This is a genomic window from Actinomadura miaoliensis, from assembly GCF_039536785.1.
Classification (GTDB): Bacteria; Actinomycetota; Actinomycetes; order Streptosporangiales; family Streptosporangiaceae; genus Spirillospora; species Spirillospora miaoliensis.
The window spans coordinates 1-23,464 of sequence record NZ_BAAAZG010000027.1 but is presented as its reverse complement, the minus strand read 5'-3'; the positions used below and the strand labels follow the sequence as shown (position 1 = coordinate 23,464).

The 23,464-nt window shown below is 73.3% G+C and carries 20 protein-coding genes; 13 read left to right on the top strand and 7 right to left on the bottom strand.

Annotation, left to right across the window (positions count from 1 at the left end; all coding sequences use genetic code 11):
* Positions 1-41 precede the first annotated feature (41 nt).
* A complete protein-coding gene (locus ABD811_RS21070) occupies positions 42-1,043 on the top strand; it encodes a lysophospholipid acyltransferase family protein (protein ID WP_344950234.1) in 1,002 nt (333 codons plus the stop codon).
* 45 nt (positions 1,044-1,088) lie between these two features.
* Here ABD811_RS21070 and ABD811_RS21065 read toward each other — a convergent pair whose 3' ends face one another.
* Positions 1,089-1,964 (bottom strand): HAD family hydrolase, encoded by an 876-nt coding sequence (locus ABD811_RS21065; protein WP_344950230.1) that lies wholly within the window; start codon positions 1,962-1,964, stop codon positions 1,089-1,091.
* An 84-nt stretch (positions 1,965-2,048) separates the two neighbouring features.
* Entirely contained in the window at positions 2,049-2,735 is a 687-nt protein-coding gene (locus ABD811_RS21060) for a sigma-70 family RNA polymerase sigma factor (protein WP_344950228.1), read from the bottom strand.
* A gap of 135 nt (positions 2,736-2,870) precedes the next feature.
* On the opposite strand from ABD811_RS21060, the gene ABD811_RS21055 reads away from it, so the two are divergent.
* The 8 genes from ABD811_RS21055 to ABD811_RS21020 all read left to right on the top strand — a co-directional run bounded on the left by ABD811_RS21055 (position 2,871) and on the right by ABD811_RS21020 (position 11,307).
* Entirely contained in the window at positions 2,871-4,205 is a 1,335-nt protein-coding gene (locus ABD811_RS21055; RefSeq protein ID WP_344950226.1) for a putative quinol monooxygenase, read from the top strand.
* Positions 4,206-4,221: 16 nt separating this feature from the next.
* Positions 4,222-4,473 (top strand): glutaredoxin family protein, encoded by a 252-nt coding sequence (locus tag ABD811_RS21050; protein ID WP_344950224.1) that lies wholly within the window; start codon positions 4,222-4,224, stop codon positions 4,471-4,473.
* A 221-nt stretch (positions 4,474-4,694) separates the two neighbouring features.
* Positions 4,695-5,435 (top strand): redox-sensing transcriptional repressor Rex, encoded by a 741-nt coding sequence (locus ABD811_RS21045; protein WP_344950221.1) that lies wholly within the window; start codon positions 4,695-4,697, stop codon positions 5,433-5,435.
* Between the two features lie 34 nt (positions 5,436-5,469).
* Positions 5,470-6,789 carry a glutamyl-tRNA reductase gene (locus ABD811_RS21040; RefSeq protein ID WP_344950219.1) on the top strand — a complete coding sequence of 440 codons (1,320 nt, stop codon included), beginning with the start codon at positions 5,470-5,472 and terminating at the stop codon, positions 6,787-6,789.
* Positions 6,786-7,712, top strand: coding sequence for a hydroxymethylbilane synthase (gene hemC, locus ABD811_RS21035; RefSeq protein WP_344950216.1), 927 nt, complete (start codon positions 6,786-6,788; stop codon positions 7,710-7,712). Before ABD811_RS21040 ends, hemC begins: the two co-directional genes overlap by 4 nt.
* 139 nt (positions 7,713-7,851) lie before the next feature.
* Entirely contained in the window at positions 7,852-9,372 is a 1,521-nt protein-coding gene (locus ABD811_RS21030) for a bifunctional uroporphyrinogen-III C-methyltransferase/uroporphyrinogen-III synthase (RefSeq protein ID WP_344950296.1), read from the top strand.
* A gap of 64 nt (positions 9,373-9,436) precedes the next feature.
* Complete coding sequence (gene hemB, locus ABD811_RS21025; RefSeq protein WP_344950214.1) at positions 9,437-10,426, top strand: porphobilinogen synthase; 990 nt, start codon at positions 9,437-9,439, stop codon at positions 10,424-10,426.
* A gap of 197 nt (positions 10,427-10,623) precedes the next feature.
* Positions 10,624-11,307 carry a bifunctional DNA primase/polymerase gene (locus ABD811_RS21020; RefSeq protein WP_344950211.1) on the top strand — a complete coding sequence of 228 codons (684 nt, stop codon included), beginning with the start codon at positions 10,624-10,626 and terminating at the stop codon, positions 11,305-11,307.
* A 55-nt stretch (positions 11,308-11,362) separates the two neighbouring features.
* On the opposite strand, the gene ABD811_RS21015 is transcribed toward ABD811_RS21020, so the two are convergent.
* Entirely contained in the window at positions 11,363-13,108 is a 1,746-nt protein-coding gene (locus ABD811_RS21015; RefSeq protein WP_344950208.1) for a serine/threonine-protein kinase, read from the bottom strand.
* 147 nt (positions 13,109-13,255) lie between these two features.
* Here ABD811_RS21015 and hemL point away from each other — a divergent pair, with 147 nt between their 5' ends.
* The gene (hemL, locus tag ABD811_RS21010; RefSeq protein ID WP_344950205.1) at positions 13,256-14,551 is read left to right on the top strand and encodes a glutamate-1-semialdehyde 2,1-aminomutase; all 1,296 of its coding nucleotides are present in this window, start codon (positions 13,256-13,258) and stop codon (positions 14,549-14,551) included.
* On the opposite strand, the gene ABD811_RS21005 is transcribed toward hemL, so the two are convergent.
* The 4 genes from ABD811_RS21005 to ABD811_RS20990 form a co-directional block, all read right to left on the bottom strand.
* On the bottom strand, positions 14,499-15,425 hold the full coding sequence (locus ABD811_RS21005) for a dihydrodipicolinate synthase family protein (protein ID WP_344950202.1): 927 nt from the start codon (positions 15,423-15,425) through the stop codon (positions 14,499-14,501). The two genes, hemL and ABD811_RS21005, sit on opposite strands and share 53 nt — an antisense overlap.
* Before the next feature lie 131 nt (positions 15,426-15,556).
* Positions 15,557-16,012, bottom strand: a complete 456-nt coding sequence (locus tag ABD811_RS21000; RefSeq protein ID WP_344950199.1) for a hypothetical protein — start codon at positions 16,010-16,012, stop codon at positions 15,557-15,559.
* Between the two features lie 89 nt (positions 16,013-16,101).
* Positions 16,102-18,363: a hypothetical protein gene (locus tag ABD811_RS20995; RefSeq protein ID WP_344950196.1), complete on the bottom strand. Its 2,262-nt coding sequence runs from the start codon at positions 18,361-18,363 to the stop codon at positions 16,102-16,104.
* Positions 18,364-18,367: 4 nt separating this feature from the next.
* On the bottom strand, positions 18,368-20,161 hold the full coding sequence (locus ABD811_RS20990; protein ID WP_344950193.1) for an HSP90 family protein: 1,794 nt from the start codon (positions 20,159-20,161) through the stop codon (positions 18,368-18,370).
* Positions 20,162-20,368: 207 nt separating this feature from the next.
* Here ABD811_RS20990 and ABD811_RS20985 point away from each other — a divergent pair, with 207 nt between their 5' ends.
* The 3 genes from ABD811_RS20985 to ABD811_RS20975 all read left to right on the top strand — a co-directional run.
* Positions 20,369-21,520, top strand: a complete 1,152-nt coding sequence (locus tag ABD811_RS20985; RefSeq protein ID WP_344950190.1) for a glycoside hydrolase family 113 protein — start codon at positions 20,369-20,371, stop codon at positions 21,518-21,520.
* A gap of 42 nt (positions 21,521-21,562) precedes the next feature.
* Positions 21,563-22,465: a LysR family transcriptional regulator gene (locus ABD811_RS20980; protein ID WP_344950187.1), complete on the top strand. Its 903-nt coding sequence runs from the start codon at positions 21,563-21,565 to the stop codon at positions 22,463-22,465.
* A 100-nt stretch (positions 22,466-22,565) separates the two neighbouring features.
* Positions 22,566-23,464: serine/threonine-protein kinase (locus ABD811_RS20975; RefSeq protein ID WP_344950184.1), on the top strand; the 899-nt coding region annotated here is incomplete at its 3' end.

Here is a 23,464-nt window from a genome sequence, read left to right as displayed (position 1 = left end):
AGGCGCGGGTCCCGGCTCGTGCGGAGGGAGGTCCCCGACGAATGAACGCGCAGCACGACCAGGACGACCGGCGTGTCCCGCCGGACGCGCCCGCGACGGCCGACGACGTCTCGGACGCGGCGGACGCCGCCGAGGGGGCGCGGGTGATCCGGCTCGACTCGGCCCGGCACGCCGGCGCCGCCGTTCACGACGCCGAGCCGTCCGAAGGACCGTCGCTGGAGCGCCGGATCGCCTCCGGGCTGGCGTTCCTGCGCCGCCGCGTGGTGGGCGAGTACGAGGTGGACGAGTTCGGCTTCGACCCCGAGCTCAACGCCACCGTGCTGCTGCCGCTGGCGCGGGCGCTCTACCGGCACTGGTTCCGCACCGAGCTGTTCGGGCTGGAGCACGTCCCGTCCCAGGGGCCCGCGCTCGTCGTCGCCAACCACTCGGGCACGCTCCCGCTGGACGGGCTGATGCTCACCGTGGCGATGCACGACCACATCGGCCGCGACCTGCGGCTGCTCGGCGCCGACCTGATCTACCAGGTGCCGCTGCTGGGGCACCTGTCGCGCAAGGCCGGGCACACGCTGGCCTGCCCGTCCGACGCGGCCCGGCTGCTGGACAAGGGCGAGCTGGTCGGGGTGTTCCCGGAGGGGTTCAAGGGGGTCGGCAAGCCGTTCGCCGAGCGGTACCGGCTGCAGCGCTTCGGCCGGGGCGGGTTCGTGGAGACCGCGCTGCGCACCGGCGTGCCGATCATCCCGTGCGCGATCGTCGGGGCCGAGGAGATCTATCCCAAGATCGCCGACCTGCGGCCGCTGGCCCGGCTGCTCGGCCTGCCGTACTTCCCGATCACCCCGACGTGGCCGCTGCTCGGCCCGGCCGGGCTGGTGCCGCTGCCGTCCAAGTGGATGATCCAGTTCGGTGAGCCCATGACGCTGGCCGAGTACGGATCGGACGCCGCCGACGACCCGATGACGGTCTTCAACATCACCGACCACGTCCGCGAGAACGTCCAGCAGATGGTGTACGACACGCTGCTGCGCCGCGGCCCCGCCTTCTTCTGACCGCGCCGTCCCCCGGGCGCCGCGGAGCGCCGAGCGGGCGCGGCGTCAGCTGCGGTAGTGCTTGCGCAGCGCGATGCCCGCGGCGACGCCCCCGGCCAGCGCGCCCGCACCGGCGGCCGCGGGCAGCGCCACCATGGTGACCTTGCGCCCGGTGCGGAAGTCGTGGATGGGCCAGCCGTTCTGCTTGGCGTGCGCGCGCAGGTCCGAGTCGGGGTTGACGGCGTTCGGGTGGCCGACGGACGTCAGCATCGGCAGGTCGTTGATCGAGTCGCTGTAGGCGTGGCAGCGGTCCAGGTCCAGGCCCTCGCGCTGGGCCAGCGCCCGGATCGCCTCGGCCTTGGCCTCCCCGTGCAGCAGGTTGCCGACCAGCCGCCCGGTGTAGACGCCGTCGCGGGTCTCGGCGACGGTGCCGAGCGCGCCGGTCAGGCCGAGCCGGTGCGCGATGACGCGGGCCACCTCCACCGGGGTGGCGGTGACCAGCCACACCTGCCGTCCCGCGTCCAGGTGCTGCAGCGCCAGGCCACGGGTGCCGTGCCAGATGCGGTCGGCCATCACCTCGTCGTAGATCTCCTCGCTGAGCGCCTCCAGGTCGCTGACCTTCTGCCCGGCCACGAACGCCAGCGCGGCCTCGCGGGCGGTGGAGATGTGCTCGGCGTTCTCGGTGCCGCGCAGCCGGAAGGAGGCCTGGCCCCAGGCGAACATCGCCAGGTCGCGCAGCGTGAACAGCTTGCGCGCGGCGAGGCCGCGGGCGAAGTAGTAGATCGACGCGCCGCGCATCATGGTGTTGTCGACGTCGAAGAACGCCGCCGACGACGGGTCCGGCTCCGGCAGCGGGCGCCCGGGACCGGCCGCCGCCGCCGCGGCCGCCTCGCCCGCGCTCACGTGGTCGGTGTCCTTGCCGCGCTGCCAGAAAAGCCGCATGGGCCCGAGCCTAGTCAACGACGTCCCGGCGGCCGTTCTTACCTCCAGAATTGGGACAGTCCTCACTTGTGCCGCGGCGTGCGGTCAGGCGCGCAGGTCGTCGGGGAGCATCCGGGCCAGGGACCGCACCGCCCGATGCTGCAGCGCCTTGATCGCACCCGGCTTCTTGCCCATCACCAGGGCGGTCTCGGCCACCGACAGCCCGTGCAGGAACCGCAGCACCACGCACTCCTGCTGCTCGGAGCCGAGCCGCCGCACCGCCTCCAGCAGGGTGCGGTTGGTCATCGACTCCAGCACGGCGCGTTCGGGACCCTCCTGCGGCAGGTCCGGCTCCAGTAGCTCGGCGGTGCAGATCTCCAGCCGGTAGCGGCTGGACTTGAAGTGGTCGGCGACCAGGTTGCGGGCGATGGTGACCAGCCAGGCCCCGAAGTCCCTGCCCTGCCAGGTGAAGTCGGCCATCCGCCGCATCGCGCGCAGGAACGTCTCGCTGGTGAGGTCCTCGGCGAGCGGATGCGCGCCGACCCGGTAGTAGACGTAGCGGTAGACCAGCCCGACGTAGTGGTCGTAGAGGGCGCCGAACGCCTCGACGTCGCCGTCGCGGGCCCGCAGCACGAGCGCCTTCATTGCGTCGGTGTAGGCCGAGGCGTCGCCGTGGCCGAAGGCGCCGCGCGCACGAAGTCCGTCCTCGCGCCGGGACGCGCCGGTGCGCCGGGACAGCCGGGGGATCGACGGGATCGCTGCCACTCGGGCATCGAGGGTCAAGCTGCTCATGCAGTTCTCCTCGGGGCGTACGCGACCTCCGGCGTGAAAAGCCACTGTAGAGAGCGAGCAGTACGACAGGCAATGGTGCGCCCGGCCCGGGAGCGGTTACCCTTCATCGCTCCGCATCGGGCACCATGGGGCGCGATGGTCGATGCTCTTCTCGCGCTGCCGGCGACCCTGGGTGCCTTAGTGGCCACCGGGTTGCTGATCTCGCGCGCCTCCAAGGACCGGTCGCTGTACCTGATCGCGTGGTCGGTGACCATGGTCGGCCTGAGCCTGGCGCTGGCGGCCATGGCGATCGGCTTCCTGTTCGGCTGGGCCGGTCCGCTGTTCCGGGTGAGCGAGCTCGGCGCGGCGCTGCTGGCGCCGGTCTGGCTGGCGCTGGGCATGATCGAGCTGATCGCCCGCTACGTCCAGGTACGGTTCGCGGCCTGGCTGTTCGCGGTGTCGTACTCGGTGGTGGCCACCGTCATCCTGCTGGTCGACCCGCTGCGCGGTTCGTTCAGCAAGTCGCTGCCCAAGCCCGGCGACACCTACGACGCGATCCCGCTGCTGCTGGTGGACGGCGCGCACGTGGTGGCGGTCGTCGCGCTGGTGGCGTGCGCCGCGTTCACCGCCGTCCTGGCGAGCAAGCAGGACCGCGAGGCGGGCGAGCTGCTGATCCCGATCGCGCTGCTGGCCCTGGCCGGGGTGCTGATCGTCAGCGGCAGCCGCGGATTCCTGCCCGCCCCGCTGGCCATCCTCGCCCTCGGCGCCGCCGCCGGGCTGGTGTGGTACGGCGCGACGCGCACCATCCCGGTCTACGCCGACGAGGCCTACGACGGTGAGGAGCCCGCCACCGGCTACGACGACGAGGGCTACGACGACCAGGGGTACGACGAGCGCGGCCGCGGCGACCGCGGCTACGCCGACGCCTCCGACCGCGGCTACGCCGACCAGGCGTACGGCGCGGCGGCGGCCGAGCAGGCCCCGGCCGCGGCACCGCCCGCCGCCAAGCGCGGCGACCTGCGCTTCCCCGAGCAGCAGGTCGAGGAGCCCCGCTTCGCCGAGCCGCCCTCCCCGTCTTCCACCGTGGACGACGCGGTGGCCGCCGCGGCGGCGGGGGCCGGAGCCGGCAGGACGTCGGCGGCGTGCGGCCAGATCACCGTCTACACGCTGCTGGACGGGCGCGAGGAGGCGTTCGACCGGCTGGCCGACGAGCTGGTGCAGGCGGCCATCGCGGCCGAGCCGGACACCGTGATCTTCGCCTGCCACGAGGTGGTGGGCGCCCCCACCCAGCGCATCTTCTACCAGCTGTTCCGCGACGAGGCGGCGTTCGCGGCGCACCGCGGCCAGGCGCACCTGCGGCGCTTCATGGCCGAGTCGCGCACCCACGTGATCGCGACCAACGTGATCGAGATGCGGCTCGGCAGCGCCAAGCTGCCGCCGCTGCCCCAGCCCAGGCCGCCGTCCGCGCACGGCGTGCCCGACTTCCCCTGACCCCGCACCAAGGCCCATGGACATCGTGATCACTCTGCTCGGCAAGCCGGGCTGCCATCTGTGCGACGACGCCCGCGCGGTGATCGAGCGGGTCGCCGCCGACACCGGGGTGCGCTGGGAGGAGCGCGACATCACCCGGTCGGAGGAGGACACCCGCCTCTACTGGGAGCAGATCCCGGTGACGTTGATCAATGGGGTGCAGCACGATTTCTGGCGGGTGGACGAGAACCGGCTGCGCGCGGCGATCGCGGAATTGCGCGGCCGCTGACGGCGTTGTTCTGTGACCGAACCGGATGTCCGATCGGTCACAGCGTTTCGTCCGGTCTCATGAGGAACGCCCCACGTTAAAGGCGTTTGCGGCACTTCAGGGCGAGGTGGCGTAGAACGCTCCGCCGGGGGGTGACTTCGTGCATGTATTCACAAAGGCTTAACCTGGGGGCAGGGGCCAGCGGGCCCCGCCCGCAGAGTCGAGCCCCCGAAGAGCAGGCCGTGACACCACGACAGACTCGCAACCGCGACCGCGCCGACCGCGGCATCCCAGAGGCCACCGTGGCACGCCTGCCGGTTTACCTGCGGGCCCTGCACGCCCTGCAGGACCGCGGAGTGGCCACCGTCTCGTCCGAGGAGCTGGCGGCGGCGGCGGGGGTGAACTCCGCCAAGCTGCGCAAGGACCTGTCGCATCTGGGGTCGTACGGCACCCGCGGAGTGGGCTACGAGGTGGAGTACCTCGTCTACCAGATCTCCCGTGAGCTGGGCCTCACCCAGGACTGGGTCGTGGCCATCATAGGGGTGGGTAACCTGGGGCGTGCGCTGGCCGGTTATGGCGGGTTCGCCTCCCGCGGGTTCCGCGTGGCGGGTCTGCTGGACGCCGACGAGGCCATCGTCGGGCAGGAGATCGCCGGGATGACCGTGGAGCACATCGACCGGCTGGAGGACGTGATCGCCGACCGCGGCGTGTCCATCGCCGTGATCGCCACGCCGGCGGCCGCCGCCCAGGGCGTCTGCGACCGGGTGGTCGCGGCCGGGGTGACCAGCGTCCTCAACTTCGCTCCGGTGGTGCTGTCGGTGCCCGACAGGGTCGACGTGCGCAAGGTCGACCTCTCGATCGAGTTGCAGATCCTGGCATTCCACGAGCAGCGCAAGGCCGGTGGGCCGGGCGACTATGAACCGGTGGGCGACGGCGATCGACCGTCGGGGACTGCCCAGTACGTAGAGGCGGTTGAGCTATGACAGTGGCGAGGGTCCGCGAGAGGGTGGGGTGCCGATGAGCGTGCTGGTGGTCGGGCTGAGTCACCGCAGCGCGCCGGTTCCGCTGCTGGAGCGCGTGTCGGTGTCCGGCGACTCCCTGGTCAAGCTGCTGCACGAGACGGGCGACTCGCCGCACGTGGCCGAGGCCGTGATCGTGTCGACCTGCAACCGGGTCGAGGTCTACGCCGTGGTCGACAAGTTCCACGGCGGGGTCTCGCGGATCTCCGAGCTGCTGTCGCTGCACTCGGGGGTGCCGCTGGACGATCTGTCGCGGCACCTGTACGTCCACTACGAGGACCGGGCGATCCAGCACGTGTTCTCGGTGGCGTGCGGCCTGGAGTCCATGGTCGTGGGCGAGGGGCAGATCCTCGGGCAGCTGCGCAAGGCGTTCCGGCTCGCCCAGGACGAGGGCACCATCGGCCGCACCCTGCACGACGTGCTGCAGCGGGCGCTGCGCGTGGGCAAGCGCGCGCACCACGAGACGGGCATCGACAAGGCGGGCGCGTCGCTGGTCAGCGTGGGCCTGGAGGTCGCGGCCGCGCACCTGGGGCCGCTGGACGCCGTCCGCGCCCTGGTCGTCGGGGCCGGCTCGATGAGCGGCCTGGCCGTGGCGACGCTGGCCCGGGCCGGGGCCCGGGAGATCATCGTGGCCAACCGCACCTACGAGCGGGCCGTGCGGCTGGCCGAGTCGGCGCAGGTGCCCGCGCGGGCGGTGGAACTGTCCCGGCTGGAGGAGGCGCTGGCCGAGGCGGACCTGGTCGTGTCCTGCACCGGCGCCACCGGACTGGTGCTGACCGCCGACCAGCTGCAGGGCGTCGCCGGCGACGGACGGCGCCGGTTCTTCCTGGACCTGGCGCTCCCGCACGACATCGACCCGGCCGCCGTGCGGGCGCTGCCCGGCGCGGCCCTGGCCGGGCTGGACGACCTGCGCACCGCGCAGGAGGCCGCCGACGCGATCGGGCCGGAGGCGGTCGAGGCGGTGCGCCGGATCGTGGCCGACGAGGTGGCCGCCTTCCTCGGCGCCGCCCGCGCCGCCGCCGTGGCGCCCACCGTGGTGGCGCTGCGCAGCAAGGCCGCCGAGGTAGTCGAGGCCGAGCTGGCCCGGCTCACCGGCCGCCTGCCGGACCTGGACGAACGCGACCGCCGCGAGATCGCCCACACCGTGCGCCGGGTCGTGGACAAGCTGCTGCACGCCCCGACCGTGCGGGTCAAGGAGCTGGCCTCGGCGCCGGGCGGGGACGCCTACGCCGACGCGCTCAGCCGTCTGTTCGACCTCGACCCCAAGGCGCCGGAGGCGGTCACCCGCGCCGACATCACCGAAGGAACCGAGCCGTGAACGAGCGAGCGCCGCTGCGCCTGGGAACACGCCGCAGCCTGATGGCCATGAGCCAGTCCGGGCTCGTCGCCGACGCGTTGTCCCAGCGTACGGGGCATGCGGTGGAGCTGGTGGGGGTAACCACCGAGGGTGATGTGTCCAGGGCGCTGCTCGCGCAGATCGGCGGTACCGGGGTGTTCGTCAACGCCCTGCGCGACCGGCTGCTGTCCGGCGAGGTGGACTTCGCGGTGCACTCGCTGAAGGACCTGCCGACCACGCCGCCGGAGGGGATCGCGCTGGCGGCCACGCCGCGGCGCGACGACCCCCGCGACGCGCTGTGCGGTCCCGCCAAGCTGGCCGACCTGCCGCGCGGCGCGCGGATCGGCACCGGCTCGCCGCGCCGGGTGGCGCAGCTGCGGGCGCTGCGGCCCGACCTGGAGATCGTCCCGATCCGTGGCAACGCCGACACCCGGCTGCGGAAGGTCGGCTCTGGGGAACTGGACGCGGTGGTGCTCGCCTACGCCGGGCTGCGGCGGATCGGCCGCCTGGACGAGGTGGCCGAGGTGTTCGAGCCCGACCAGATGCTGCCCGCGCCCGGGCAGGGCGCGCTGGCCCTGGAGTGCCGGGCCGACCGGGCGGATCTGCGCGAGCTGCTGGCGGCGGTCGACGACCCGGCGACGCGGACGGCGGTCACCGCCGAACGCACGGTGCTGGCCGTGCTGGAAGCGGGATGTTCGGCACCTGTGGGAGCATACGCTGCCGAAGTAGAACAAAAGCTGCATCTGACCGCCTCCGTCGTGGCGCACGACGGCAGCCGCCAGATCCGGCTGTCCGCAAGCGGCTCCCCTGAGCGGGCCGAGGAGCTGGGGCGCGAGCTCGCCGCCCGGCTGCTCGACCGGGGAGCCGACCAGGTGATGGGGGAACGCGACATTGAACCCCGATGAGCAGACCGCGGTCACCGCGACCGTCCCGGCCGGCGCCGACCCGGCCGGGAAGACCGACGCGGCCGGCCGGGCCGACGACAGGGCCGACGAGCGGGCCGACGACAGGACGGCCGGCCCCGGCCGCGTCGCCCTGGTCGGCATGGGCCCGGGCGACCCGGGCCTGCTGACGCTGCGTGCCGTCGCCGCGCTGGAGCGCGCCGACCTGGTCGTCGTCAACCGAGCGTACTGCCCGGCGGAGATCCTTTCGCACTGCCGCCCGGACGTGGAGATCGCCGACACCGCCGAGGCCGACCCCGTCGAGGCCGCGGTGCGCGGCGCCCGCGAGGGCGCGTACGTGGTCCGGCTGTTCCACGGCGACCCCGGGCTGGGCTGCGGCCTGGCCGCCGAGGGCGACGCGCTGGCCAGGGCCGGCGTCGCGTTCGAGATCGTCCCCGGGGTGTCGGCCGTGACCGGCGTGCCCGGCTACGCGGGCATCCCGCTGACCGACCCCGAGCACCGCGAGGTGCGGATCGTCGACGCCTCCGCCGGCGGCGTGGACTGGGAGCGGTTCGCCGCCCCGGACGTCACGCTCGTGATCCTCGGCGCCGAGGGCGCCGTGGGCGAGGTCGCCAAGGGGCTGATGGCGGTCGGCCGTCCCGACGCCACGCCCGCCGCGATGACCAGCCTGGGCACCACCACCGAGCAGGAGACCGTGGTGTCCACCCTGCAGCGGCTGGCCGCCGACACCAAGGGCATGGAGTCCCCCGCGATGATCATCGTGGGGGACGTGGTGCGCCGCCGCGACACCCTGTCGTGGTTCGAGACCAAGCCGCTGTTCGGCTGGCGGGTGCTGGTGCCGCGCACCAAGGAACAGGCCGCCTCGCTGTCGGAGCAGCTGCGCGAGTACGGCGCGGTGCCCGAGGAGGTCCCCACGATCTCGGTGGAGCCGCCGCGCACCCCGCAGCAGATGGAACGGGCCGTCAAGGGCCTGGTCACCGGCCGCTACGAGTGGGTGGTGTTCACCTCCACGAACGCCGTTCGGGCCATCCGCGAGAAGTTCGCCGCCTACGGGCTGGACGCGCGCGCGTTCGCCGGGCTCAAGGTCGCCGCCGTCGGCGAGCAGACCGCCAGGGCCCTGGTGGAGTTCGGCGTGCAGCCCGACCTGGTGCCGTCCGGGCAGCAGTCCAGCGAGGGCCTGGTCAAGGTGTGGCCGCCGTACGACGAGGACCTGGACCCGATCAACCGGGTGCTGCTGCCGCGCGCCGACATCGCCACCGACACGCTGATCGCCGGGCTGACCGAGCTGGGCTGGGAGTGCGAGGACGTCACCGCCTACCGCACCGTGCGGGCCGCGCCGCCGCCCGCCCCGATCCGCGAGGCGATCAAGGGCGGTGGTTTCGACGCGGTGCTGTTCACCTCCTCGTCCACGGTGAAGAACCTGATCGGCATCGCGGGCAAGCCGCACAACGTCACGGTGATCGCCTGCATCGGCCCGCAGACCGCCCGCACCGCCGAGGAGTACGGGCTGCGCGTGGACGTGATGGCGCCCAGACCGTCGGTCTCGGCCCTGGCCGAGGCGCTGGCCGAGTACGGTGCCAATCGCAGGGCGGCCCAGATCGAGTCGGGCGCGCCGCTGCGCAAGCCGAGCCAGATGCGCCGGGGTGCGCGCCGCCGCAGGTAGCCGCCCCGGTCCACAGATCGAGCCCGGGCCGCCGGGCGCCGTCCCCGCGGCCCTGGAGGAGAAGATGTCCGCACAGTTCCCCGTCGCCAGGCCCCGGCGGCTGCGCCGCACGCCCGCGCTGCGCCGCATGGTCGCCGAGCACCGGCTCGCTCCGGCGGACCTGGTGCTGCCGATGTTCGTCAAGGAGGGCGTGACCGAGCCGCAGCCGGTGCCGTCCATGCCCGGCGTCGTCCAGCACACCCGCGACAGCCTGCGCAAGGCCGCGCACGAGGCGGCCGAGGCCGGGGTCGGCGGGCTGATCCTGTTCGGCGTGCCCGCGGTCAAGGACGGGACCGGCTCGGCCGCCGACGACCCCGCCGGGATCGTCCAGCTGGCGCTGCGCGACCTGGCCTCCGACCTCGGCGACGCCATGGTCGTCATGACCGACCTGTGCCTGGACGAGTACACCGACCACGGGCACTGCGGCCTGCTCACCCCCCGCGGTGAGATCGACAACGACGCCACCCTGGAGCGGTACGCCTCCATCGCGGTGGCGCAGGCCGACGCCGGGGCGGCGGTGGTGGCGCCGTCCGGCATGATGGACGGCCAGGTCGGCGCGATCCGCTCGGCACTGGACGCCGCGGGCTACCGGGACGTGGCGATCCTGGCGTACTCGGCCAAGTACTCCTCGGCGTACTACGGCCCGTTCCGCGACGCCGCCGAGTGCGCGCCCCAGTTCGGCGACCGCTCGTCCCACCAGCAGGACCCGGCCAACGCCGACGAGGCGCTGCGCGAGGTGCTGCTGGACCTGGACGAGGGCGCCGACATGGTGATGGTCAAGCCCGCCGGTCCGTACCTGGACATCGTGCGCCGCGTCCGCGACGAGGTGCGCGTGCCGGTGGCCGCCTACCAGGTCAGCGGCGAGTACGCGATGATCGAGGCGGCCGCGGAGAAGGGCTGGCTGGACCGCGAGCGCACCATCGACGAGTCGCTGACCTCGATCCGCCGGGCCGGCGCCGACATCATCCTCACCTACTGGGCGACCGAGGTGGCCCGCCGCCTGCGCGGCCTCTGACCCCCACTGTGCGCTGGGCCCCAGAGCCCCCGGGACGCGGGCGCTTTGGGCCCGCGCCCTTGGGCCCGCCTGCCCGCCTGGTTAGGCCTGCCTAGTCAATTGGGGTCGTTTGCGGGGGGTTGCTGTCTCCGCCTTTCGGCGTGAACGGCATCATCGATAGCAACGACCCGTGTACGGCGTTGGGTGAGGGGGGCATCATGCTGGCGGTCTCCGGGGGGAAACGGCAGGGCGGCAAGGCCGGTAAACGGCAGGGGGGCAAACGCCAGCGCGGACGCGAGCGCGACATGGCGGCGGCGGCCCGCGACTACGCGGGGCTGGGTTGGCCGTGCAGCCCGGGCGCACATCCGAGCGCCGTAGGTGACCGGGCCTGTTCGTGCGACCGCATCGGGTGTCCCGACCCGGCGGCGCACCCGGTGGCGGCGACGTGGGCGATGCAGGCCAGCGTCGACCCCGAGGTGCTGAACCGCTGGTGGAGCGAACGTCCCGACGCCAACATCATCCTGCCGACCGGCCGCGTCTTCGACGTGTTCGACGTGCCCGCCGCCGCCGGGGTGATGGCCCTGGCGCGCATCGCCCGGGAGGGCCTGCCGGTCGGCCCCGTGGCGGCGATGGGCGACGACCGGTACCTGTTCTTCGTGGCCACCCGTGGCGCGCCCGTGGACGAGGACGAGTGGTGGTCGTGCCATCTGGACTGCTTCCCCGAGACGGTGACCGAGACGCCCGGCATGCGCTGGCACTGCCGCGACAGCTACGTGGTGGCGCCGCCCTCGGTGCTCCCGTACGGGCGTGAGGTGACCTGGGTGCGCCCACCGGACGGTTCCCCGCTGCCCGACCCCCTGCGGCTGCTGGAGGTCCTCTCCGACAGCTGTGAGGCCATCTGAGACCTGCGCGACCCCTGGGGCCCGTGCCCGGGACCCCAGGGGCGAGACCGCAGGGTCAGCCCGCGCCCCGAGGGGCGGGGATCGAGACCTTCTGGCCCCACCGCGAGTAGCTGGTGTGCAGCAACTGGGAGCGGGGCTTGGCGCCGGAGCCCGCCGCCCTCACCCGTATCTGCAGGGGACGCATCGCGCTGTCGAACTGCACCACGAACGTCACCTGCTGGGCGCCGGTCGCCCTGGCCACCTCCGCGTACAGGGGGCCCAGCCCGGGGGCCTGCGCCAGACGCGCCAGCGGAACCGCACCCTGGTAGGTCGACGCGCCCGTCTTGCGCAGGGACGTGCTCGTCCGCAGCAGGGTCGTCACGTTCGACACCGAACTGCTCCACCGCACGTGCGACACCAGGTTGACGTAGCCGCGCGTGCGCGGATTGGCGCCGGCGGGACGCCACGTGTTGCGCGAGCGCAGGTACGTGGTGTCGGCGACCAGCCGTGCCTGGGCGGGGCGCCGCACGTCCGCGCCCTGCCCCGACACCGACATCTGGTACGAGGGCGAGGCCGCGGCGGCCAGCGCGAACGACCCCTGCGCCTTGATGGCGGCGCCGCCCGTGCGCCGGTAGCTGAACGCGCCGCTCGGGGTGCGTGCCACGGCCTGCTCGACCTGGGTGGCCAGCGCCGCCGCGGCCGCGGGGTTCACCGGCCCCGGACCGGCGGGCAGGGCGGGGCTCGGCGTGCCGGACGTCGCGGGGGAGGGCGGCGGCTGGACCGTCTTCTTGTCGTCGTCACCGCCGCCGCCGAGCGTGAGCGCCGCGGCGCCTCCCGCGCCGCCGACGACCACCACGCCCGCGACCAGCAGGGCCACCAGCCGTCCGCGCCCGCCGCTCTTGGCGGCCGGCGCCTTCGCCGGGGCGCGGCCCCCGCCGCGGGCCGGGGCCGGCTCGGGCAGGGCCTGCGTCTGCTTCACCAGCTCGGTGATGCGGCTGCGGCCCTGCGCCTCCCAGGCGGGCCCGTACGCGGCGACGGCGGCCTCCTCCACCGCGCCCAGGAAGTCGGCGGCCGACGCGGGCCGCTCCGAGGGCTTCTTGGCCAGGCCCGCCAGGATCAGGTCGCGCAGCGGCCCGGGCACCTCGTCGGCCGGGACCGGCGCCTCCCGGTGCGCCTTGGCCAGCGCGGACTGGCTGCGCCCGGAGAACGGCGGGTGCCCGGTCAGGCACTCGTAGAAGATCGCGGTGGCCGCGTAGATGTCGCTGGCCGGGCCGGCGGCCACGCCGTCCCACAGCTCGGGCGCGGCGTAGACCGGGCCGCTCTGCGCCTCGGTGCCGGGCGGGGCCAGCGCCAGGTCGACCAGGCGTCCGTTGCCGTCGCCGTCCACCAGCACGTTGGCCGGGCGCAGCGACCCGTGCACCAGGTCCTTGGCGTGCGCCGCGGCCAGGCCGACCAGCACGCCGCCCAGCATGGACAGCGCGGCCAGCGGCCCGGTGGGGCCCTGGGCGTCCACCACCCGGCGCAGGCTGACGCCGTCCACCCACTCCATGACGATCGCGGCCCCACCATGCGGCGCCTCCACGAAGTCGTAGAAGTCCACCAGGTTGGGGTCCTCGATCTGGGCGAGCCGGCGGGCCGCGAGCCGGAACCGCGACAGGAACGCCTCGTCCCCGTCCAGCCTCCGGTCGAGGTACTTGATGGCGACCTTGGTCTGGGTCACGTCGTCCACCGCCAGCACCACCCGGCCCGAGGCGCCACTGCCCAGCTCTCGCACGTGGGTGAAGCCCGGGACCGTCCAGCCGTCAACCACTTGGCGCGCCATCCCTTTCGAATAGGTCCGCTTACGGCCGGTGCCGGTGACATCCGCGACGCCGTCCGTCCGCTCCGGCACCGCGTACTTGGTGGAATATCGGCAGCAAACGGGCCGGGTCAAGCCGAGTCGCCAAACTGCAACTGAGAGACTGTACCGGTGACCGACATCCAATACTCCCAAGGGCTGTTCGACCGTGCGAACCGGGTGATTCCGGGCGGAGTGAACTCCCCGGTGCGGGCCTTCGGCGCGGTGGGCGGGACCCCCCGTTTCATGACCGCCGGACGCGGCCCGTACCTCACCGACGCCGACGGCACCGAGTACGTGGACCTGGTCTGCTCGTGGGGGCCGCTGATCCTCGGCCACGCGCATCCGGCCGTGGTGGAGGCGGTGCGGGAGGCGGCCGCGCGCGGCACCTCCTACGGCGCGCCCACGCCCGCCGAGGTGGAGCTGGCCGAGGAGATCGTCGACCGCGCTCCCGTCGACAAGGTGCGGCTGGTCAACTCTGGCACCGAGGCGACGATGTCGGCGATCCGGCTGGCCCGGGGCTTCACCGGACGCTCCAAGGTGGTCAAGTTCGCCGGCTGTTACCACGGGCACGTGGACGCGCTGCTGGCCGCGGCGGGCTCGGGCGTCGCCACGTTCGGGCTGCCCGACACGCCCGGGGTGACCGGCGCCGCCACGGCCGACACGATCGTGCTGCCGTACAACGACATCGCCGCCGTGGAGGAGGCGTTCGGCGAGCACGGCCACGAGATCGCCTGCGTGATCACCGAGGCGGTGCCGTGCAACATGGGCGTGGTGCCGCCCCTGGAGGGCTTCAACGCGCTGCTGAAGTCGCTGTGCGAGCGCAGCGGGGCGCTGCTGATCATCGACGAGGTGCTGACCGGCTTCCGCGCGTCCCGCTCCGGCTGGTACGGCGTCGAGGGCGTGGCCGGCGACCTGATGACGTTCGGCAAGGTCATGGGCGGCGGCCTGCCCGCCGCCGCGTTCGGCGGCCGCGCCGAGATCATGGACCGGCTCGCGCCCGCCGGCCCCGTCTACCAGGCGGGCACCCTGTCGGGGAACCCGCTCGCCACCGCCGCCGGGCTGGCCACGCTGCGCGGCGCCACCGACGAGGTGTACGCGGCGATCGACCGGGCCGCCTCCATCGTGTCGACGGCCGCGTCCGAGGCGCTGGCCAAGGAGGGCGTCCCGCACCGGCTGCAGACGGCGGGCAACCTGTTCTCGATCTTCTTCGCGGACGAGGCCGTCGGCGACTTCGCCGCCGCCCAGCGCCAGGACGCCAAGGCGTACGCGGCGTTCTTCCACGCCGCCCTGGAACGCGGCGTCTACCTGCCGCCCTCGTCGTACGAGGTGTGGTTCCTGTCGGCCGCCCACGACGACCAGGCCCTGGAGCGGATCATCGACGCCCTGCCGCACGCCGCGGCCGCGGCCGCCGCGGCCGCCCGCTGATCTCCTCCACCGCCTCCAGGCACGCCCGCGCCCGCGACACCGTTCCGGGCGCGGGCGCGTGCAGCGGCGCCCGCACGTGGGGGTGCTCGATCACGCCCGTCTCCGCCAGCACCGCCTTGAGCACGCTCGGGGACGGCTCGCTGAACAACGCGTCCACCAACGGCAGCAGCGCGTCGTGCAACTCGGTGTTCCTGCCGCACCCCGGGGTGAGGTCTCCCGCCAGCGCGGCGTAGGCGTCGGGCACCAGGCACGCGGACGCGGTGACGGCTCCCGCCGCGCCCAGCAGCATCATCGGGTGGACGTAGGCGTCGTCCCCGCACAGCACGGCCTTCCCGGTCCGCGCCGCGAGCAGCCGCAGCGTGTCGTGCCCGATGGCCCCCGGGCAGTGCTTGACGCCCGCGACGCACTCCAGATCCAGCAGGCGGAGCAGCGAGTCGAGCTCAAGCCGCTTACCCGTCCGGTACGGGATGTCGTAGGCGATCAACGGCACGTCGACGGCCTTGCCCACCGCCGCGAAGTGGTCGATCACCCCTTCGTCGGTCGGCCGCAGGTAGTACGGGACCACCACCAGCAGCGCGTCGGCCATGGCCGCCCGCTCCCGCGCCTGCGCGATCGACTCCTCGGTGCCCATGGTCCCCGCGCCCACGGTCAGGATCGCCCCGTACTCGATCGTGACCGCCCGGCACACCTCCAGCACCTGGCGCCGCTCACCCTCGTCCAGCAGCCCGCCCTCGCCCGTGGTGGCGAGCGCGACCAGCCCTTCGGCGCCCGCGTCCAGGCAACGCCGCGCCAGCCGCTCCAGCGACCCGGCGTCCACCCGCCCGGCGGCCGTGAACGGCGTCACCACGGGCACATGCAGCCCACACAACGTCATGCCGTCGATCGTCCTCGCGGCCGCTCTTGAGGACAATCGAGAATCCGTCGACCCCACCGTTTAGCGCTCCTACAGCGGCCTTCTTCAGGAGGCGCTCACCGCCCGCCGCGGCCTCGCCGGACGAGACAGGGTCAACGGGCTCTTGACCACGTGGGGTGGCAGGGGGTGGACGTGCCGATGACTGCGAAGGCGTGGAGGGAGGGGCCCGTGGTCCACAGGGTCCAGTAGACGTCCACGCCGGAGCGCAGGTCGTAGAGGGCGAGGCGCCAGCGGGTCTCGCTGGTCAGGAAGCCTTCCGGGTCGCCGTGGAGGGCGTCGGGCGTCAGCGGGGTCCACTGCGCGCGCAGCCAGGCGACGGCGCTTTCGGGGGTGTGCTCGACGGCGCGCATCATCCTGGCGGGCTTGCCGAGCCAGCCCCTGACCGCGGTGGGCGGCAGGGACGAGGACAGGTCCTGCCGCTGTGCCTCGTCGTCCCACTCCTCACCGGTGCCGCGCCAGGTGTAACAGTGCCAGTGCAGGCCCAGCTCCCGCCACCTGGTCGGTGTGGTGGAAAGGAGCGCCTCGTAGTCGAAGGGCTTGGTGGTCATCGCCCCCGCTCCCATGCGCGACATCGGCCGGGGGGCTGTGTTCTCGCAGGATAACCGTGCTTTCGGGCGGGACGGCGAGCCGGCCGTGCTCAGGGGTGGTCGAAGCGCGCGACCAGCGTCCGGGTGGCGGTGGTGCCCATCAGCTCGTCCCATCGGGTGACGAAGAGATCGCCTTCAAAGCGGGTGGACGCGGCGAACCTCGCGTAGCTCCAGCCGTCCTCGGCCTCACAGCACTCGTCGGCGGGGCGCGTCCAGGTCTCGTCGAGGCCGTCCGCCACGAGGCGGTCGCTCAGCCGGGCCGCCGCCCCGTAGGCCCGTACGCGGTCGATGGGGCAGTCGTGGTCGGCCCGCCAGGCGTGGAAGTAGCCGAGGTGGCGCTGGATGAGCTCCCGCCCGTGGTCGAGTTCGCCGGTCCGGGCGCAGAACTCCAGGTGCGCCGCCAGTTCGGGTGCCCCTAGGGCCGTCCGGTAGGTGCGTTCGTGGACCTCACGCGCCCGGTCGAGCCGGCCGGCGCGCAGGTAGGGCAGCAGGAGGTAGTCCTCCCTGTCCTCCGCGCCGGGTGGGGCGTCCAGGAGGAGCGCCATGGAATCGACCGCCTCGTCGTCGCACCCGAGGTCGAGCCACCAGAGCGTGCGGCGCAGGATGTTCGGCCGGGTGGTGTAGGCGTCGCTGGCAGGCAGGTCGGCGAACGCGGCCCACGCGGCCCTGGCCGCGTCCAGGTCGCCGCGTCGCACCTGCAGTTCGACGGCGAACCAGCGCAGGTGGTGCAGGTCGTCGGTGCCGGGGCGGCAGTGCGGCTCCAGCGTGCGCAGGAGCCCGCGGATCTGCGCCGCGTGCACGGTCGGGTGGGTCAGGACGCTGTCCAGGGTGAAGGGCACCGCACGCCAGATCCGGTCCAGGCGGTCGGCGCCGAGCAGCGACGGGTGCGCGTCATGCGACCGGGCGAGCTCGGCGAGGGTGGCGAACAGTTGGTGGCGCCAGTGAGAGGTCTCCGCGTGGAGTTCCGGCGACATCAGCTCGTCCAGAAGCGCGAGGCGGATGTCCGTTTCGTCCCCGGCGGGGGTGGCCCGCAGGAGCCGCTGGAGCCGGATGAACCGGGTCCAGGTGTCCAGCGTGGCGGCCTCGTCCAGGGCGCGGGCCGGATCCGTGCCGGAGGGGAGGTGCGCGGCGGGTGGTGTCTCGTGGTGACGGGGGACCGCGGTGCCGGGCGGCAGGGCCAGGCTCTCCATGATCGGTTCGGCGTGCATGATCTTGGAGACCTGCTCGCTCATGAAGGTCGACTCGTCCATCTCGTCCAGTTCGAGGGAGAAGTCCACCACCGCCCAGCGCAGCCGCGCGCCCAGATCCGCGTAGGACATGACCGCGCCGTGGTGGCATCGCGATTCGTCGCATTCGCAGGACCGGAACCACTGCCGGTCGAGATCCTTCTCCATGACGCGGCGGCACAGGAGCACGGCGGCCGCCGCCGTCCACAGCCACTCGACGCCGCCGGTGCGCGTGAAGAAGCGGTCGACGTTGCGGTCCAGTACGTCGAGCCCGCGTTCCTCGTTGCCGGTGAGCGCGCAGAACTGGAGATGCGCGCCGAGCTCCTCCAGTCTCATGCGGTGCCGGGTGTAGGTGGACTGGTGCGCCGCCACCGCCTCGTCGAGGCGTCCGGCGCGCAGGTACGGCAGGAGCAGCGCGTCGGAACGGTTCCGGCCGTTCCGCACCTCGATCTGTCCGGCGAGCACGGGGGCCATCACCTCGACGGCCCTGTCGTCACGGCCGAGTCGCTGCCACATGAAGGCATCGCCGCCGATCTTGCCGTCCAGGTGGAAGTGCTCTTCCGGCTCGCCTTGGGCGCGCAGTTCCCGCCACAGCCGTTCCACCGCGTCGCGGTCCCCGCGGCGCGCTTCGACCTTCATCCGGTACTGGTCGATGGCGTAGCGCGTCGATCGCCGGGTCGGCGGGCAGTACCGTTCCAGCTCGTCCAGGAAGCGGTGGATCCGCCGTGCCGGTTCGGGGAAGAGACGGACGTAGCAGTCGCAGATGTTGAAGAACTGGTTCCACATGGCCTCGACCAGGCCCGGACGGAAGCGGTGCGGTGCGGCGTGCCAGTCCAGCAGGCAGCGTCGCAGCACGGGCAGGATCACGCGGAAGACTTCCTGGGCCTCCCTGTCCGAGCGCAGCGTCGCCCACGTGAAACCCAGCCTGGCGTGCATGAGCAGGTCGGGATCGCCGAGGGCCTCGGCGTGGGGGAGGATGTCGCGCATCGCCTCCACGTAGACCTCGCCGCCGGGGCCGCCGTCCTCGGAGTCCAGTTTTCCGGCGGCTTCCAGCCTGGCCTCGATCTCGTTCCGGTCGAGCAGCATCGTGTCACCGTCCCGGGTGGATGGCGTGCTCGACCAGGCCGAGGAACGCGCGGTTGACGCCCGCCACGTCGTCGGGACGCAGCGGCCGGTTGCCCGCCAGCATCGCGTACCCGTACAGGGCCTCGACCGACAGCTCCACGACCCGGGTGTCCACGGTGCTGGTCAGGCGTGCGACGAGCGGATTGCGGTAGTTGAACACGAGCAGGGGCCGGGCCTGCTCGTCCTGTTCGGGGGCGTCCGCTTCGATGAGTTCGGCCCAGACGCCGTCCGCCTCCTCGCGGGCGGCGCGCATGTCGGCGGCGAGCCGGGCGTCCGAGCCCTCCAGGTACAGCACCGGCAGCGAAGCGGGAGAGAAGGAACGCAGCACCGGTTCGCAGTCCCGGGACGCCAGGGCCGCGCGGGCGGCGGCGAGGAAGTCCCGCGTGGCGAACTCGGCGGCGGCGTCCAGGGCGGCGAACCGGGTGGCCAGGTCGTCCGGGTCCAGCCGCCGCACGACGAGATCCGGGTCGAGCCGGGGGAGCCGCCGCAGGATGTCGGCGTGGTAGGTATAGGCGCCGTTGACCAGTCCCATGCCCTGAGCGGCCGCGATGCCCGCCAGCTGCCGGAACTCCTCCATGCTCGGCGTGTAGTGGATGGTCCGGTGACGCCGGCGGAACTCGCCGAGGGGCACCGATCCCTCGCTGGTCTCGAACTCCACCCACTCGTCCACGATCCGCAGCATCTCGGTGTCGTGGAGGGCCAGCGCCATCACGCCGCGGTAGTGGGCGCCCAGGAAGGCCGACAGCCGCTCGGGCGAGGTCGCCGCGAGACGCACCAGCCAGGCGCGCAGCTGCGCGCCGAGCGCCTCCCGCGCGGCGGCCAGCAGGTCGTCCTCGAACAGCTGCTCCCGGCTCGCGGTGGGACGCAGCTCGTCGGTGTTGAGCACGCAGCGGACGAAGAACGCCCAGTCGGGCATGATCGCGTCGACCCGGTCGCCGAGGAGCATCCGCTTGAGGTAGACGCGGTGCCGGGCCCGCTCGCCGGGGTCGGTCGCGTGCGGCAGCACGAACGCGGCGCCGGTCAGGCCCGCCTCGGGGACCGCCAGGTCGATCACGTCGAACGGCGCCGTGCCGATGAGCCGTTCGCCGTACCGCAGCAGGGCGTCCCGGCGGGCGTCCGGGGTCGGATGCTCCGCCTGCCACGGCGGCGTGCCGTCGGTGACCGGTTCGTCGCCGACCCGCACGTCGTAGGGCAGCAGCGCGCCGTAGTGCCGCACCAGCTCGGTGACGGTGGAGGCGCCGAGCCAGTGCTCGAAGTCGCGGCGCGCCCGCAGGACGACGGTGGTGCCCGGCTCCTCCCGCGCCGGCCCGCGCTCCACCGTGTAGTGGCCGTCGGCGTGCCCGCGCCACACGACCGTCTCCGCGTCCCCGCTGCGCGTGATCACCTCGATCTCGTCGGCCACGAGGAAGCAGGACAGCAGGCCGATGCCGAACTGCCCCAGGAAGTCGTGCCGGGCGAATCCGAGCGGATCGCGCTTGGCGGAGTTCCCGATCGTGGCGAGCAGCTCGTGGACCTGCGGCTCGGTGAGGCCGATGCCGGTGTCGTGGATCCGCAGCGATCCGTCGCCGGTCGTCTCACGCGGCTCGATGCGGACGACCGCCGGCGCCGCCGCGTCGGCACGCCGGCGCGCGGTGATCGCGTCGACGGAGTTCTGCAGCAGTTCCCGCACGTAGACGCGAGGGCTGCTGTAGAGATGGCGGCTGAGCAGATCGACGACTCCGCGCAGATCCACGTGGAAGCTGTGCTGCACGGGGGGCACTCGCGTTCACCGCCCTTTCCTGTTCGGCAAGGCCGCCATGGTGACCGTGCGGCGCCGGCCGCCGCGGCCACCGGACTCGGCCGACGAACGTCGACCATGGGCCTGCCCGTTGGGATGCGGGAGATCGTCCATTGGTTCCGCGGTGCTAGACCTTCGGCCGACGCCCGGCGGCGCCCCCGGACAACAGGCTGGGTCGCGTCATGAGACGTGACGTCCGAGGAGGCACGGGTGCGGGACGAGGGGATCAGCCGGAAGCGGTTCCTGGCCGGGGCGGCGGCGGTCGTCGGAGGCGCGGCGGCGGCGGGGGCTTTCGGCGGCGGGACGGCGGCGGCCGACGGCGCGCGGCGCGGGCTGACCTACCGGGGCGTGTTCTACGAGGTGGGGGACGGCGAGTCCGCGGCGACCGCGTGGAACGCCGTGCGGATGCGCCGCGACATGCGGGCGATCAGGCACGGGCTGCACGCCGATTCCGTGGTGATCGCGGGGAACGGCGTCGAACGGCTCGCCGCGACGGCCTCGGAGGCGGCGGAGCGGGGCCTGAACGTGTGGCTGCAGCCGCGGCTCGGGGACCGTCCGGAGACGGAGATCATGGAGCACCTGGCGGAGGCCGGCCGGGTCGCCGAGCGGATGCGGCGGCAGGGCGCCGGGGTCCATCTGAGCGTCGGCGCCGAGTTCCTGCTCTTCGTGCCGGGGATCGTGCCGGGCGACAACGTTCTCGAACGCGTCGAGAACGTGATGAAGGGGAACTTCGATCCCGAGCACATGGCGCGGCGGCTGCGCGAGGTGATCGCGCGGGCGGCGGCGGTCGGCAGGTCGGTGTTCAACGGGCCGCTGACGTACGGGGCGGCCGCGGACGACGAGGTCGACTGGAGCCTGTTCGACGTCGTCAGCGTCAACTACTACGCCTACCACGAGCGTCGCGAGGACTACGTCCGGGAACTGCGGAACCACCGGCGCTGGGGCAAGCCGGTCGCGATCTCCGAGTGCGGGTCGTGCACGTACGAGGGGGCGCCGCAGGACGGCGGCATGGGCTGGTACGCCATCGACTACACCAAGCCGGAGCCGGAGATCCGGGGGAATCTGGTGCGCAGCGAGCGGACGCAGGCCGAATACCTCGGCCAGGTGCTCGACGTCTTCGACTCGATGAGCCTGTACGCGGCGATGGTCTACCAGTTCGTCAGCCCCGAGCTGCCGCACCGCGCCGAGCCGCGCTACGACCTGGACATGGCCGGATACAGCCTGGTGAAGACGATCCGGGACGAGCCGTTCGATCCCGAGTCCGCGTGGCACTGGGAGCCGAAGGAGGCGTTCCACACGGTGGCCGGGCGGTTCCGCCGGGCGGCGGCGCGGCGAGTTTAGGTTCGTCTAGCGGTCGACGGTTCGACGGTTTAGCATTGCTTCATGCTTGACCTGGAACGGTTGCGGGCACTGCACGCCGTCGCCACGTACGGGTCGGTGAGCGCCGCCGCCGACGTCCTGCACGTGACGACCTCCGCCGTCTCCCAGCAGCTGGCCAAGCTGGAACGGGAGACCGGGCAGAAGCTGCTGGAACGCAACGGGCGCGGCGTGCGCCTCACCGACGCCGCCGAACTGCTGGTCGACCACGCCGACCGGATCCTGTCGCTGGTGGAGCGGGCGCAGGCCGACCTGGAGGCGCATCGCGGGGCCGTGGTCGGGCAGGTGACGGTCGCCGCGTTCCCCACGGCCGCGCGCGGGCTGCTGCCCGCCGCGCTGCGCCGCCTGCGCGCCGACCACCCGGGGCTGCGGGTGCGGCTGCGCGAGGAGGACCCCATGCAGAGCATCCCGCTCGTGCTGCGCGGCGACCTCGACATGGCGATCGTCCAGGACTGGAACAACGCGCCGCTGCCCATCCCCGACGGGCTGCACAAGGGCGCCATCTGCGACGACGTGGCGGACGTCGCGGTGCCCGCCGACCATCCCCTGGCCGGACGCGGACGGGTCGAGCTGAAGGAACTGGCGGGCGACCCGTGGATCGCCTCCACCCCCGGCAGCATCTGCTGCGACTGGCTCACCACCACCCTGCGGTCCATCGACGCCGAGCCGCGCATCGACCACATGGCCTACGAGTTCGCCACCCAGCTCGCCCTCGTCGCGGCCGGGCTGGGCAACACGATCCTGCCCCGCCTGGGCCGCTGCGACGTGCCCGAGGGCGTGCGGCTCGTCGAGCTGGAGACGCCGCTGACCCGCCGCGTCTACGGGCTGTGGCGGGAGGAGGCCGCCCGCCGCCCCGCCCTGCGCGCCGCCCTGGAGGCCCTCCGGGGCGCCGCCGCCGAGGTCCTCTGAACGGCCGGCCGCCGAAACCGCGCCTGCAAGATCGAACCGACACGGCTTTCATGTCGTCTTTAAGTCCCGGTGCGGTCGATCGGCTGGCAGAGGAGGGCGCGTGACGGCGCAGTGGCAGGTCTCCGGGTTCCGTGAGGTGCGGCAGCTCGGTGCGGGGGCGCAGGGCCGGGTGGTGCTGGCCGTCCACGACGAGACCGGCACCCCGGTGGCGATCAAGTACCTGGCGGCGGACGCCGGTGAGCAGGCCCGGGAGCGGCTGCGGCACGAGGCCCAGATGCTGGGACGCGTGCAGAGCCCGCACGTCGCCCGGCTCTACCAGCTCGTCGAACGTCCCGAGGGCACCGCGATCATCATGGAGGCCGTGAACGGCGCGTCGCTGAAGGAGATCCTGGCGCGGCACGGGGCGCTGGGCCCCGAGGCGTCGCTGACCGTCCTCAAGGGGTCGCTGCTGGGGCTGGCGGCGGCGCACGAACTGGGCGTCGTCCACCGCGACTACAAGCCCGCCAACGTCGTCGTCCCGCAGGACGGGTGCAGCAAGCTCGTCGACTTCGGCATCGCGATCCCCGCCGGGCAGGTCGCCGAGGGGGAGGGCACGGCGCTCTACATGGCGCCCGAGCAGTGGGCCCGCCAGATCGCCTCGCCGTCGGCGGACGTGTACGCGGCGACGTGCGTGTTCGTGGAGTGCGTGAGCGGCCGCAGGCCGTTCGGCGGGAACCCGGAGGCGCTGCGCGCGGCGCACCTGACCGCGCCCGTCCCGGTGGAGACGGTGCCGGAGCCGTTGCGTCCGCTGGTCGCCCGGGGCATGGCCAAGGACCCGGAACACCGGCCGTACGGCGCGGCTGCGTTCGTCGACGAGCTGGAACGCGTCGCGCAGCACGTCTACGGGCGGGACTGGGAGACCCGGGGCATCCGCAGGCTCGCCGGGGCCGCCGTCGCGCTGGCCGCGCTGTTCCCGCTCGCCGCCCTCATGCTGCCCGGCGCCGGCGCGGCCGGTACGGC

What these genes read in the sequence shown, in the direction of transcription:
- ABD811_RS21070 (WP_344950234.1), top strand. Translation starts at nt 42, where the DNA reads ATGAACGCGCAGCACGACCAGGACGACCGGCGTGTCCCGCCGGACGCG.
- ABD811_RS21065 (WP_344950230.1), bottom strand. Translation starts at nt 1,964, where the DNA reads ATGCGGCTTTTCTGGCAGCGCGGCAAGGACACCGACCACGTGAGCGCG.
- ABD811_RS21060 (WP_344950228.1), bottom strand. Translation starts at nt 2,735, where the DNA reads ATGAGCAGCTTGACCCTCGATGCCCGAGTGGCAGCGATCCCGTCGATC.
- ABD811_RS21055 (WP_344950226.1), top strand. Translation starts at nt 2,871, where the DNA reads ATGGTCGATGCTCTTCTCGCGCTGCCGGCGACCCTGGGTGCCTTAGTG.
- ABD811_RS21050 (WP_344950224.1), top strand. Translation starts at nt 4,222, where the DNA reads ATGGACATCGTGATCACTCTGCTCGGCAAGCCGGGCTGCCATCTGTGC.
- ABD811_RS21040 (WP_344950219.1), top strand. Translation starts at nt 5,470, where the DNA reads ATGAGCGTGCTGGTGGTCGGGCTGAGTCACCGCAGCGCGCCGGTTCCG.
- ABD811_RS21030 (WP_344950296.1), top strand. Translation starts at nt 7,852, where the DNA reads ATGGGCCCGGGCGACCCGGGCCTGCTGACGCTGCGTGCCGTCGCCGCG.
- hemB (WP_344950214.1), top strand. Translation starts at nt 9,437, where the DNA reads ATGTCCGCACAGTTCCCCGTCGCCAGGCCCCGGCGGCTGCGCCGCACG.
- ABD811_RS21020 (WP_344950211.1), top strand. Translation starts at nt 10,624, where the DNA reads ATGCTGGCGGTCTCCGGGGGGAAACGGCAGGGCGGCAAGGCCGGTAAA.
- ABD811_RS21015 (WP_344950208.1), bottom strand. Translation starts at nt 13,108, where the DNA reads ATGGCGCGCCAAGTGGTTGACGGCTGGACGGTCCCGGGCTTCACCCAC.
- ABD811_RS21005 (WP_344950202.1), bottom strand. Translation starts at nt 15,425, where the DNA reads ATGACGTTGTGTGGGCTGCATGTGCCCGTGGTGACGCCGTTCACGGCC.
- ABD811_RS21000 (WP_344950199.1), bottom strand. Translation starts at nt 16,012, where the DNA reads ATGACCACCAAGCCCTTCGACTACGAGGCGCTCCTTTCCACCACACCG.
- ABD811_RS20995 (WP_344950196.1), bottom strand. Translation starts at nt 18,363, where the DNA reads ATGCTGCTCGACCGGAACGAGATCGAGGCCAGGCTGGAAGCCGCCGGA.
- ABD811_RS20980 (WP_344950187.1), top strand. Translation starts at nt 21,563, where the DNA reads ATGCTTGACCTGGAACGGTTGCGGGCACTGCACGCCGTCGCCACGTAC.